Origin of the sequence: Nocardia sp. NPDC060220 (assembly GCF_042727815.1) — a bacterium.
GTDB lineage: Bacteria > Actinomycetota > Actinomycetes > Mycobacteriales > Mycobacteriaceae > Nocardia.
Genome location: NZ_JBHWZY010000091.1, coordinates 1 through 12881, shown reverse-complemented (window position 1 = coordinate 12881; position 12881 = coordinate 1). Strand labels below are relative to the sequence as shown.

The following is a 12881-nucleotide window of genomic DNA, read 5'->3' as shown; positions in this document are numbered from 1 at the left end:
CAGCCCCAGCGCCGAACAGCCTACCGACGCATGCCGTTGTCGGCGGTCGCCAGACTTGATAGATTGATCTAGTGACTGACACTCGAATCTTCGAACTCCGCACGTACGACGCGGTACCGGGCAAGATCGACGCGCTCCTGGGCCGCTTTCGCGATCACGCCGCCCCGCTGTTCGAGAAACACGGGATGACCAACATCGGCTTCTGGGTGGCGACCGACGACGACGGCAATCCCACCGAGACTCTCGTCTATCTCGTGGCCCACGCCAGCCGAGCGGCCGCGGCGAAGTCGTGGGAGGCCTTCTGGGCCGACCCCGAGTGGACCGCAGCGAGGTCCGATGGTGAACAGGTCACCGCCAGCGCAACGACGAAGTTCCTCGACCCGACAGGCTTCTCCGAGCTGCGCTGAAGCGGCTCTCCGGTCCCCGCCACCGGCGCGGATGGCACAGGATGATCGGTGGCCCCGACATCCCCCGGCCGCGTGCCCGGCCGTTTCGACACTCTTCCCGGCACGGCCGGGGACGACCCGGAGGATTTGGCTTGACCTCGCTTTTCGACCTCACCGGACACGTCGCGTTGATCACTGGAGGAAACTCCGGGATCGGACTCGGCATGGCACACGGACTCGCCCGGTGCGGTGCCGATGTCTGCATCTGGGGCACCAATGCCGAGCGCAACGAGAAGGCCGCGCAGGAGCTCGCGAAACACGGCACCCGCGTGCGGGCGATCCGCTGCGACGTAGGCGACGAGGACGCCGTGACGGCGAGCTTCGCGGAGACCCTCGACCACTTCGGCAGGGTCGACTCCTGCTTCGCGAACGCGGGCACCCGCGCTCCCGATACGCCGTTCGTCGAGACGAGTCTCGCGGACTTCAGGGAGGTCACCCGGGTAAATCTCGACGGGGCGTTCCTCACGCTGCGCACCGCGGCTGCCCACATGGTGGAGCGCGGCGGCGGGGGCGTACTCGTCGGCACGTCGAGCGTTTCGACGATTCACGGAACCCCGCGTGGCCAGTCCTACGCGGCGAGCAAGGCGGGGCTGTCGGCGATGATCAGAGGGTGCGCGGTGGAGTTGGCGCGACACCGGATCAACGCGCACTCGATCATCGCCGGCTGGACCGAGACGCCGCTGATCTCCCGGGAGATGCAGAACCCGGCGTTCGGGGAGAACGTCATGAAGCGGATGCCGCAGCGCCGGTGGGGCGAGCCGGATGATTTCTCACGACTGGCGGTATATCTCGCCGGCGGGGTCGGCGGATTCCACACCGGCGACGAGATCGTGATCGACGGCGGATATTCGATCTTCTGAACGAACCGGCTCGAGTATGTTCGCCCGGGCCTCAGCGCCGAGTATCGGCGCTGGGGCCCTCTGCTGTCAGTGCGTAGCGAGTCGACGGAATCGGCTGCCGTGGAAGACCAGCGGCGCGGCCTCGGGATCCGCCCACATGCCGTGGATCTCGAACAACGCGACGGCGTGGTCGCCTGCCGGGACCTCGGTGTGCAGGGAACACTCCAGCCACGCGGTGGCGCCGTGCACGAACACCCCACCCGATGCGGCACGATCCCAGGCGATGCCGTCGAAACGGTCGGTTGCGTTCCGGGACAGGCTCATACAGATCTTGTCGTGATCCTCCGCGAGCACACTGATTCCCAGCCGGGGCCGGTCCCGCAGTCTCGGCCAGGTGGTCGAGGAGGTCTGGAAGCACACCGAGACGAGGGGCGGTGCGATCGACACCGACGTGAACGAGCTGGCGGCCATGCCGATCGGTTCGCCGTCGTCCATCGCGCACACCGCGGTGACCCCGGAGGGGAAGCACCCGAACGCCCGGCGCAGTGGACCCGCGTCAGCGGTCATCGGGTCGAAGGCGATCATGGATCCGGTCGACCCGCCGATCGGGCCGGTCGCGGTACTCGCCATGACACTGACTGGGGTGGACTGGTTCACGGGGTCTCCCAACACTGGGCCGCGAGCGCGGCGGTGCGTTTTCTCCCCTGTGACGCCAGAGCGGCGCCGGGGGCACAGGTACAGGTACAGGTAGATAGATTGATCTATAAATCAGCCTGACATACGACATCTAGCGCGTCAACAGCCGCCAGGCAGCCCCGAATCACCGGGCCCGATGACCGGATCGGACGGGCAGGACGGCATCGTCCGCGCTCTCGGGCACCGCCATCTGGCGGATGTTTCCGACAGCAATCCCGCCGTTTGATGGCTACGACCGCGCCCGCACGGCGGATTGACTGACTCTCGTGACGCAGATACCGCCCTTCATCAGCACCGCCCCGGTCAGGCCGCCGTTCAGTGCCGAGCCGGTTCCGGTGTTTCGAGCCTTCCGTTCCACCATTCCTCGGCTCACCACCGACACCGAGGGCGAGATTCGCGAACCGTCTGCCACGGAACCGCCTGGTCGACCCGCACCCCGCTCCGCCATCTTCGACGTTGACGCACCGGGCGACATCCCCTAGTGTCACCCTAGCTAGATCGTTCTATCTAGTCGTGTTGTTGGTGAAGAAAAGGGAGCCGAATGCGATCCTCCGGCATGGATGCCTCGATCACTGGAGCTGAAGTTGAGCGCTGAAGCCGACTACACACGGGTCGCGGACGCCGCGCGCAGGGTCATCCGGGAGCACGATCCCCGGTCCGTTCCACTGACCGAGTTCCTCGGGGCCTGCTTCGACGCCGGTCTGTCGTGGGTGCACTTCCCCGAGAACCTCGGCGGGCTCGGCGTCTCACGCGGCCTCCAAACCGTCGCGGCCGCGATCCTTCAGCAGGCGGGGGCCACCGCGCCGTACGCCGTGAACCCGGTCGGCTACGGCATGGCCGCGCCGACCCTCATCGAACATGCCCGGACCGACGAACTGAAGCGCCGGTGGCTGCGCCCGCTCGCAACCAACGAGAACATCTGGTGTCAGCTGTTTTCCGAGCCGGGCGCCGGATCCGATCTGGCCGGACTGGCGACCTCGGCCGTCCGCGACGGTGACAGCTGGGTGGCGAACGGGCAGAAGGTGTGGACCACCCTGGCGCATCGCGCCAGCTGGGCGCTACTGCTCGCCCGCACCGACCCGGATGTGCCGAAACACCAGGGCCTCACCTATTTCGTCGTCGACATGCGCGCGCCGGGTGTCGAAACCCGGCCGCTGCGCCAGATGACCGGCCAGGCCGAGTTCAACGAGGTCTACCTCACCGAGGTCCGGATCCCGGACGCACACCGGCTGGGCGCGATCGGCGCGGGCTGGCAGGTCGCCATGACCACGCTGATGAACGAACGAAATTCGATCGGCGCCAGCGGAACCCGTCGCGGCGACGGCACGATCGCCGACGCCGTCGCGCTGTGGGCTCGGCGCCCCGACCGGCACACCCCGGTGCTGCGCGATCGCCTCACCCAGCTCTGGGTGCGCTCGGAGGCACAGCGACTCACCTCGGCGCGCTCCGGCGCCACCGCGACCGTGCGCGGCCCCGGACCAGAGGGGTCGATCGGCAAACTCGTCGGCGCCGAGCTGAACAAGCAGATCTATGAGTTCTGCATGGATCTGCTCGGACCGGAGGGACTGCTCTACGGCGACTACACCATGCGCGACAACGACTTCGGCGAGGACGAGCTGGGACCGGTGCAGCAGCGCTTCCTGCGCTCCCGCGCCAACACCATCGAGGGCGGCACCTCCGAGGTGCTGCGCAACATTCTCGGCGAGCGGATCCTGGGCTTGCCCGGCGACCTGCGTGCCGACTCCGGACGACCCTGGCGCGAGGTGCCCCGTGGCTGATCAGAACCCGACTCCGAGCAAGCAGTTCGTCTTCACGCAGGAGCAGCAGGAGCTGCGCCGAGCGGTACGCGCCTTCTGCGCGGAGAACTCCGACGAAGCGACCGTGCGGCGGCTGATGGAGTCCGAGCCTCCGTTCGACCCCAAGGCTTGGGTCCGACTCGGATCCGAGCTGGGCGTACTCGGGCTCGGCGTGCCGGAGGACCTCGGCGGCTCGGGCGGTGGCATTGTCGACGCCGCGATCGTCGCCGAGGAACTGGGCGCCGCCCTGTTCTGCGGCCCCGTTGTCGGCACCCTCGCGTTGTCGATCCCCGCGCTGGTCGCCGCGCCGGACACGCAGGCCCGTACCGAAACATTGAGCCGGCTCCTCGCCGGAGTCCGGACCGCCGCCTTCGCCGCCCCCGACCGGGCCGGGCGCTTGGCCGTCGAGGCCGTGACGGTACGGGCCACCGGCTCCGGGAACGCGTGGACAGTGTCCGGGACCATCGAGCGCGTCGTCGACGCGAGCACCGCGGACGACCTGCTCGTCGCCGCGGCCGGTCCGGACGGGGTGAGTTTGTTCGTGGTCGACGCCACCGGTCCCGGAGTGCAGCGCACCGCCCTGTCCACACTGGACCCGACCCGGCCACAAGCCACCGTCCGGTTCGCCGACGCGGCAGCCCGGCTACTCGCCGGCCCCGCGCAGACGCCTCGGATCTGCCGCCACGCCATGGACACCGGCGCCGTACTGCTGGCCGCCGCGCAGGTGGGTGGCGCCCAGCACCTGCTCGATCTGAGCATCTCGTATGCCAAGCAACGGCGACAGTTCGGTCGGCCCATCGGTTCGTTCCAAGCCGTCAAACACCGGCTCGCCGACATGCTCGTCGACCAGGAACACGCGCGCTCCGCGGCCTACTACGGCGCGTGGACGCTGCAGGACGGTACCGACGACCCGGCGCTGACGGCGTCGATCGCCCAGGCAACCTGCTCGGCAGCCTTCACCCGCATCGCTGCCGATACCGTCCAGGTGCACGGCGGTATCGGGTTCACCTGGGAGCACCAGGTACACCTCTACTTCAAGCGCGCCTTCACCGACGCCGTCCTGCTCGGTAGCGCCGAGGAACACCGGGCGCGGATCGCCGAGCTCGTGCTGGACACCGCCGCCGGCGACTTCGACGTCCCCATCGCGACCGGGCAGCTGCTCGTCAACCGTTGACGAGCTGGAAGACACGAGGTTACACTCCAATAGATCAATCTATCTATTCACATTCATCACCACGATCCGGACGCTTGCCCGCCAGCGGGTCAACAGTGCAGGTAGTCATCCCAGAGGGGCGACAGATCTGGTTGCGATTACGGTTAACCGGCCAGGAGAATAGCTACCCATACCTATTCCAGATCCGCAATCCACCCCGACAGAGGAGCAATTCTTTTGTGCGCCGTTCAATTTTTCGGCGCACACCCCTATCGAGAAAACACCTGGTCAGCAGCCCGCGGCGCCGCACATGCATGTGCCCGTGAAAGGCAAGCCATTTATACAGTGGCCGGCCTTTTGCGGTCATATGCTGTGCGGCGCCAGAATTGTTTGTGGCACGATTTATAATCGTCGAACGAGTATTGACTTTCAGGTCACACTCATCGAATATTTGTCACATGAAAGAACTGACCTTCAAGGAAATGGAAGACATCCTGCTCGCGCACGAAAAGGCGGAGCTGGAGCAGGACATCGAGGCAACGATGGCGACGGTGTCCCCGAACCCGCACTACGAGTTTCCGAACTTCGGCTGGGCGGCGGACGGGACCGGCGCGGTCCGTGAACACTATCGGCGGGTGCTGCCGAACACGGGCAAGTACGATATCGCCGCGGAAAAACGAGTGCACGCATCGGCATCGAACACACTGATCCGGGAAGCGTGGGTGTCGTTCACCCTCGAGGGCGAGCGCTATACCGGCATGTACTTGGTCGTGATCAGCTTCGATGCCGACCTGAAGCTTATCTCCGGCGAGCGGCTGTACACAGACTCCAACTTCGCGAAGGTCATGGGCGAGGACCTCGGTGACGACTACGGCGATGTGCCGGGCGTTTCACGGATCGACGCTTCCGCGCCGATCATCGACAAACATGACGCATTCGCCGAGGCGGCCGCGCGCGGAATCACAATTACCGCCCCCACCGCGAACTGAAGCGCCATCCTTCGCTGAGCATATTCCTGGCCTAGCACGCCCGGATTCTGCCTCGAAACGATGACGGAGGGCGGTCCATGTTGGCCGCCCTCCGTCATTTCTTGTCAGGTAGCGGCACTGCGGATCACGGCTGAACCGACAGTGATCTCGTCGCACCTGCTCGACCTCTCCAGCAATTGACGCACCGATAGTCCTGCACATACGATTCACTAGATCAATCTATCTAGATTCGTGTTCGATTCAGGAAGGTGTCATGTCCAAGTCCTTCAACGCTTTCGTTGTCAACAAGAGCGAGACCGGGTTCAGCGCCGGCGTGCAGCAGCTCACGCTCGACGACCTGCCCGCAGGCAACGTCACCGTGCGCGTGCAGTACTCGAGCATCAACTACAAGGATGGCCTCGCCTGCCTCCCGGAGAGCCCAGTCGTGACCTCGTACCCGATGGTGCCCGGCATTGATATCGCCGGCACGGTGACCGAATCGAGCGACCCGCGCTTCACGGTCGGCCAGGAAGTCGTCGCCATCGGCCGTGGGCTCGGCACCGACCGCTTCGGCGGCTACGCCGAATACGCACGCCTGCCCGGCGAATTCCTGGAGCCGCTCCCGCCGGGCCTGACCGCCAAGGAGGCGATGGCACTCGGCACCGCCGGCTTCACCGCAGCCCTCTCGATCCAACGGCTGGAGGAGAACGGGCTCGTGCCAGGCGATGGCCGCGTGCTCGTGACCGGCGCCACCGGCGGCGTCGGCAGCACCGCGGTGAGTATGCTCGCCGGACTCGGCTACGAAGTCGTCGCCAGTACCGGAAAGCCCGCGGAGCACGACTACCTCCGGGAATTGGGCGCGGCCGAGGTCCTCGACCGCGAAGACGTCTCCACACGGAGCCACTTCCCGCTGGAGGGCGAGCTGTGGGCAGGCAGCGTGGACCCGGTCGGTGGCGACACACTCGCCTACCTGCTGCGAACCACGCGCTACCGCGGTGCCGTGGCGAACTGCGGCCTCACCGGCGGTCCGGCACTGAACATCACTGTTCTGCCCTTCATCCTGCGCGGAGTCACGCTGTTGGGGATCGACTCCGTTCTGTGCCCGGAGGATGTCCGCGCCGCCGTGTGGCTGCGACTCGGCACAGACCTCAAACCGAAGAACTTGGTGGACAGCATCTCCCACGAAGTGGGACTGGACCGCGTCCCCGAGATCGCCTCCGACATCCTCACGGGTGCCGTCCGGGGCCGCACCGTCGTACGACTGTAAAGGCGTTGTGAACAGCCGCGGCCGTGGCGGCGAACCTCTCAGGTTCACCACCGAGTGGTGAACCTGAGAGCTCTGCGATCCAGCCGTGGCCCCCTGCCTCGCCCAGCGATCTCGCCCGATCCGGTACACCATCCTTGCCACACCAAACGGTTTGGTTTGGTACACTGACGGAGTGACTACCGCCACAGATGCCGATACCACACGCGACCGCATTCTCACTGCGGCGACGGACGAGTTCGCGCAGTACGGGGTCGCGGGTGGTCGCATCGAGCGGATCGCGCGCAGGGCGAAAACGAGCAAGGAACGCCTGTACGCGCACTTTCGCAGCAAGCAACAGCTCTACCGGATCGTCGCCGAGCGGGAGCTTGCGACGATGACCGAAGCCACCCGCATAGACGCGACCGACCTACCCAGCTACGCGGGGCGGGTGCACGACTACTTCACCGCCCATCCCGATCATCTGAGGCTGCTGCAGTGGGGACGGCTGGACATCACCCGGGCCGACGTCATGGACGACCCCTTCGAGGAGTCCGTGCGACAGACGGTGCGTCGAACTGTCGATCTGTTGAGACAGGCGCAGGAGACCGAGCAGCTGAATCCGGCGTGGGACCCGATCGACATCATGGTCCTCGTCACTCAGATCTCGCTGGCTTGGGCCTGGCAGCCAGACCTCGTCGACTTGGCCCAGGGACAAGTTCGCAACACTTCCGGCGAGGCGCGCCGCGCCGCGATCGTCGCCGCCGTCGCGGGCTTGTTTCCCGCGGCCGCCGCGTCATCAGCAAGCCCTGGCACCGATGGCGTGGACCCATCGTCGGTGTATGAGGATCGAGGAGATTTTTCATGCGGGAGTGGATAGTCAAGCTCGCGACGATCGACGGCGGCGCAGCAGAAGCCCTACGGGTGATCGAGCATTTCGACTCGCTGGTGGACCAACGGTCCTCAGCGATGGCCATGCTGCGGGCAGCCGCGGTGCTGGCCGATTCCCCGATCGGGCTCGATGATCCGGAACGCGGCCTTCGGGTCGGCGTCGACGCGGCCGGGCGGACCATCACCGAGCTCGGCACCGGGACAGCATCGCGTCAGACCCAGCGATTCGAGGAGATCACGGTCTGGCTGGACCGCGAGGGTCCGGCCTGGCCCCTGGACCCGCTGATCCTGGAACGATTCGCCCGAAGCCTGCACGCGGTCAAGAAGACCCGCGACTCCTCCCCCATCACGGCCGCGGCACGCACTGCCTGTGATCCGGGCGTCACCCCCGCAGACCGGGACAGCGCACTGCGTCGGCTCGGCCTCGGATCGACCATCACAGTGGTGGCCACCCATCCGGCGGATGCGCGGCGGATGCCCGCCGGGCTACTCATCGATGAGCACCAGATCCGCCTCTTCCCCGCTCCGGTGGCACAGAGCACGATTCCGCTCGACATCGCCGCCGGAATCCACACGTGCGCGAGCACCGAGGTTCATCTCGGGGTCCAGCACGCCCGCACCGCGCTGCGCATCGCCGTCGACCTCACCACCGGCAAACCCACCCACGTGCGATATGACCAACTCGGCAGCATCGCCACCATCGTCGAGAGCATCGATGCCGACACCGCCGCGCGCGCACCCGATGTCCGCCAGGTGGTCGAGCTTCAGGCCCAGCGACCATGGGTGGTGCCGACGCTGGAGGCTGTGCTGAGCCACAGCAGTATTCGCGAAGCCGCTCGCCTGCACAATCTGCACCACTCGACCATGCGCCAGCGGATCGATTGGCTCGAGCGCCAGCTCGGATACACCCCACTCAGCAGCGAGGGGTACGCCCGCGCGAGCACGACCCTCACCCTCTGGCGCATCGCGATGGCTGCGGAACAACGGCACAAAATTGTGCCCACCACCGCCATTTGTCGGTGATTCGGCCGCCGACAGCCGTCTGTCGGCGGCTACAGCGACCCTCACCAGGTGAGTTCACTGAGAAGCCGAAGGAGGCTCCTATGACCCACGACACAATCTGGTTCGGCTCAGCGACGGTGCAACCGCCCTACGGCAAAAGCACAGCTTCGCCGATATTCACGGTCCGCGAGAAGAGCCGTCGGAGATATTCCGACCGGCCTCACTGGTAGATCGCGAGTTGCGATGGCCGAAGACGACCCGTGCGAGACCCAGCGTGATGCCGGCGACGATGTCATCGCGGAACTGAGCACTGCCGGTTTCGCGGGCGCGGAGGAGATCGGGCGCGGAGGGTTCGGAAAGGTATATCGATGCCGGCAGGTCGGCGTGGAACGCACGGTGGCAGTGAAGGTACTGATCGGAGAACTCGACGAGAATCGGGAGCGATTCTTTCGTGAGGAGCAAGCGATGGGACGTTTGACCGGACACCCGAATATCGTCGACATGCTGGAAGTCGGCGCCACCGGCACCGGTCACCCGTACCTGGTGATGCCATACCACTCGCGTGGTTCCCTCCACGCGCGCATTCGATGCGACGGTCCCCTGCCGCTGCCCGACGTTCTGCACCTCGGGGTGAAGATCGCGGGGGCGCTCGAAACAGCACATCGAACCGGCATCCTGCATCGCGATATCAAGCCGGACAACATCCTGCTCACCGACTTCGATGAACCGGCGCTGACCGACTTCGGCATCGCCCACATCACCGGCGGGTTCGAAACCGCGACCGGTACTGTCACCGGTTCGCCGGCGTTCACCGCGCCCGAAGTGCTCCGTGGCGACGATCCCAGCCCGGCCTCGGATGTCTACGGTCTGGCCGCGACATTGTTCTGCGCGCTGACCGGACACGCGGTCTTCGAGCGCCGTAGCGGCGAACAGATGGTCGCCCAGTTTCTGCGGATAGCCGAACAGCCGATCCCTGACCTGCGTGTCAGCGGCATGCCCGATGACGTGTGCACGGTACTCGAGGCCGCGATGTCACAGAGCCCGGCCGAGCGTCCCACTGCCGCGCTCTTCGGCGACCAACTCCGGCAGGTCCAGGTCCGGCACGGTTTCCCGGTCGACCGGCTTCCTGTCCGAACCCGGCCCGGCGCCGAATCGCTACCGCCGGCATCATCGAGCGCGGCAGAAAGCGGCGTCGGGAATCTCCCGCTCGAGCTGTCCAGCTTCGTCGGCCGTCGCAGCCAGGTGACCGAGGTCAGGAACCTACTGGCTGGGTCCCGTCTCGTGACACTGACCGGAATCGGTGGCGTCGGCAAGTCGCGGCTCGCGCTGCGCGTCGCCCACAAGGCGACAGGAGATTTCACCGACGGCGGGTGGTTCGTCGAACTGGGCGATCTGCGGGATCCGGCCCTGCTGGTCGACGTCGTCGCCACCGGTCTCGGCCTTCGAACCCGGGGGGCAGGATCGACGCTCACGGTGCTGGTCGAATACCTGTCCACACGCGACCGGCTGGTGGTGCTGGACAACTGCGAACAGGTGATCGACGCTGTCACCGCACTGGTCGAAACACTGTTGCGGGCGTGTCCGCAGATCCGCATCATGGCGACCAGCCGTGAGGCGTTGAACATCGGCGGCGAATCGGTATTCGTCGTGCCCCCGCTGACAATTCCCGATCCGGCCGGCAAGCCCGCTCCTCGAGCAGCCCGCGAAGACGCCGTGGCCTTGTTCGCCGAACGTGGCTCGACAGTCGTGCCGGGATTCGATGTCACCGACGAGAACAGGGCCTGCGTGGCGCGTATCTGCGCTCGGCTCGACGGGCTCCCACTGGCGATCGAGCTTGCCGCTGCCCGGCTACGCACGATGTCGCCGGAGCAGATTCTGGTTCGCCTCGACGACCGTTACGGTCTGCTGACTCGCGGGCGTCGTGGCGCCCCGATACGGCAGCAGACCCTGCGGTGGTGCGTCGACTGGAGCTACGACCTGTGCACACCGGACGAGCAACGCTTGTGGACGCTGTTGTCCGTCTTCGCGGGCGGTTTCGAGCTCGACGCCGCCGAGGAGGTTTGCGCCGGCGAACTGACGCGATCCGAATTGCTCGACTCCCTGTCCGCATTGGTCGACAAGTCGATCCTGATCCGCGACGAGATCGACCGAACGGTCCGCTTCCGGATGCTCGAGACCGTGCAGGAATACGGTAGACAACAGGCCGCGGAAGGCGGCGCGTATGTGGATTCCGCTCGGCGACACCGGGATTGGTGCCTTCGACTAACCCTGCAAGCACAGGCGGAATGGATCGGTCCACACCAGTTGCAGTGGGTTGCCCGACTGGAACGTGAGCTGCCGAATCTCCGGAAGGCTCTGGAGTTCGCGCTGTCCGAGTCGAACGAAGCGGCGGTGCGGATGACTACCGCACTGTGCCTGTTCTGGATCATGCGGGGACGCCCCAACGAGGGCCGCCACTGGTCCGCTCGTGCCCTGACCCAAACCACCGGATCCCGGACCATCGATCGAGCCAGGGCATTTCACGCCGCCGTGGCAATGGCCTCGTTGCAAGCGGACCTGGCCGATGCCACCGACAACCTGAAGCAACTTGCGCTGTTGGCCGACCGATCGACCGATCCGGTGGTGGCGGCGCTGCTCTCACATGCCGAGGGGACCACTGTTCTCCTGGCGAACGACGCCGACCTGGACCACGTCGACAAGCTCATGGCCGACGCCATCGAAGTGTACGAAGCAGGCGGCGAGCGCAGCCTGCAACTGGACGCACTGATCTCGCTCGGGTTGTCTCGCGCATTGCTCGGTGACACCGCCCGAGCCCTCGTCTGTTTCGAGCAGGTGCTGGCGATCACCGAGGCGGCCGGCGAAACGATGCTCCGCTCATGGGCATCGTGGGCAGCGGGGTATGTCGTGTGGCGCCGGGGCGAGTCGGCGCACGCCGCGCATTTGCTGGAAGACGGCATCCGGTTGGCTCGGCTGGTGGCAGATCCGCTCGTCGCCGCGGCCTGCACCGAGGCACTGGCGTGGGTCGAATCCGAGAAACACGATCATCGGCGCGCGGTGGTGTTGATGGGCGTCGCCGATTCGATGGTGAGTGTCACCCACAGCTCGGCCTACGTGTTTCCGGCCCTGCTCGTTCACCGCGAGGACTGTGCGCACGACAGCCGGGAGGCCCTCGGCGAGCGAGTCTTCGAGGCGAGCCGCCAGGAAGGCGCCGCGATGACCTTCGATTCCGCGGTGGCCTTCGCACTCGGCGAACAATCCGCAGCCGCCACCCGCACCCGTGGGCCCGGCGGAACCCTGACCAAACGTGAGCGCCAGGTCACCGAGCTCGTCGCCCGCGGTATGTCCAACAAAGATATCGCCGCCCACCTGGTGATATCACAGCGCACGGCGGAGGGGCACGTGGACCATATCCTCACCAAACTCGAATGCACCTCGCGCTCGCAGATCGCCGCGTGGGCCGCCGACCAGCCGGATTTCTGAGCCTGCCCGGGCCACGGCTACTGCGCCGGGCGGCTACGGGCCCAGGAACAATCGCTCGTTCGGCAAACGATTCTCGGGCAGGGATCGCCCGATCGTGGACAGAATCAATTCGACCGTGCACCAATGCTTTCGGCGGCAATCATGAATCAAGTTGATCGCCGCGGCCAATGTTGCCCGGTAGTCGAAGGCCGTTCGGTCCAGCCAGATTCGCACGTGCACATCGATCTGAATCGGGAACCGAGACTGCTCGGCGAGGGTCATCAACGTGTTTCTCCGATCGAGCCGCCCACATCGCGCCACGCCGATGTCAACGCGACCGCCAGCTGTCGCTTGAGCAGGCGCTGCTGTCGGCGGTCTGCTCGTCGGG

11 protein-coding genes are annotated in these 12881 nt (G+C 66.2%); 9 read left to right on the top strand and 2 right to left on the bottom strand.

Going from position 1 to position 12881, the window contains the following annotated elements:
• Nucleotides 1–71: 71 nt before the first annotated feature.
• Entirely contained in the window at nt 72–407 is a 336-nt protein-coding gene (locus tag ACFWF3_RS07315) for an NIPSNAP family protein (protein ID WP_378987030.1), read from the top strand.
• A 131-nt stretch (nt 408–538) separates the two neighbouring features.
• Nucleotides 539–1306 (top strand): SDR family NAD(P)-dependent oxidoreductase, encoded by a 768-nt coding sequence (locus ACFWF3_RS07310; protein ID WP_378987033.1) that lies wholly within the window; start codon nt 539–541, stop codon nt 1304–1306.
• A gap of 66 nt (nt 1307–1372) precedes the next feature.
• Here the strand turns inward: ACFWF3_RS07310 and ACFWF3_RS07305 are convergent, their stop codons facing one another.
• Nucleotides 1373–1870 carry a flavin reductase family protein gene (locus ACFWF3_RS07305; protein WP_378926126.1) on the bottom strand — a complete coding sequence of 166 codons (498 nt, stop codon included), beginning with the start codon at nt 1868–1870 and terminating at the stop codon, nt 1373–1375.
• A 695-nt stretch (nt 1871–2565) separates the two neighbouring features.
• Here ACFWF3_RS07305 and ACFWF3_RS07300 point away from each other — a divergent pair.
• The 7 genes from ACFWF3_RS07300 to ACFWF3_RS07270 all read left to right on the top strand — a co-directional run bounded on the left by ACFWF3_RS07300 (nt 2566) and on the right by ACFWF3_RS07270 (nt 12514).
• A complete protein-coding gene (locus ACFWF3_RS07300; RefSeq protein WP_379312879.1) occupies nt 2566–3759 on the top strand; it encodes an acyl-CoA dehydrogenase family protein in 1194 nt (397 codons plus the stop codon).
• A complete protein-coding gene (locus ACFWF3_RS07295) occupies nt 3752–4951 on the top strand; it encodes an acyl-CoA dehydrogenase family protein (protein ID WP_379312878.1) in 1200 nt (399 codons plus the stop codon). Before ACFWF3_RS07300 ends, ACFWF3_RS07295 begins: the two co-directional genes overlap by 8 nt.
• A 437-nt stretch (nt 4952–5388) precedes the next feature.
• On the top strand, nt 5389–5919 hold the full coding sequence (locus ACFWF3_RS07290; RefSeq protein WP_378987042.1) for a hypothetical protein: 531 nt from the start codon (nt 5389–5391) through the stop codon (nt 5917–5919).
• 253 nt (nt 5920–6172) lie between these two features.
• Nucleotides 6173–7165 carry an oxidoreductase gene (locus tag ACFWF3_RS07285; protein WP_379312876.1) on the top strand — a complete coding sequence of 331 codons (993 nt, stop codon included), beginning with the start codon at nt 6173–6175 and terminating at the stop codon, nt 7163–7165.
• Nucleotides 7166–7337: 172 nt separating this feature from the next.
• Nucleotides 7338–8021 carry a TetR family transcriptional regulator gene (locus ACFWF3_RS07280; protein WP_379312875.1) on the top strand — a complete coding sequence of 228 codons (684 nt, stop codon included), beginning with the start codon at nt 7338–7340 and terminating at the stop codon, nt 8019–8021.
• Nucleotides 8006–9055: a helix-turn-helix domain-containing protein gene (locus ACFWF3_RS07275; protein ID WP_378925645.1), complete on the top strand. Its 1050-nt coding sequence runs from the start codon at nt 8006–8008 to the stop codon at nt 9053–9055. The genes ACFWF3_RS07280 and ACFWF3_RS07275 overlap by 16 nt, the downstream gene beginning before the upstream one ends.
• A gap of 222 nt (nt 9056–9277) precedes the next feature.
• Complete coding sequence (locus ACFWF3_RS07270) at nt 9278–12514, top strand: protein kinase (RefSeq protein WP_379312874.1); 3237 nt, start codon at nt 9278–9280, stop codon at nt 12512–12514.
• 33 nt (nt 12515–12547) lie between these two features.
• Here the strand turns inward: ACFWF3_RS07270 and ACFWF3_RS07265 are convergent, their stop codons facing one another.
• Nucleotides 12548–12775, bottom strand: coding sequence for a hypothetical protein (locus tag ACFWF3_RS07265; protein WP_378925650.1), 228 nt, complete (start codon nt 12773–12775; stop codon nt 12548–12550).
• Nucleotides 12776–12881 lie beyond the last annotated feature (106 nt).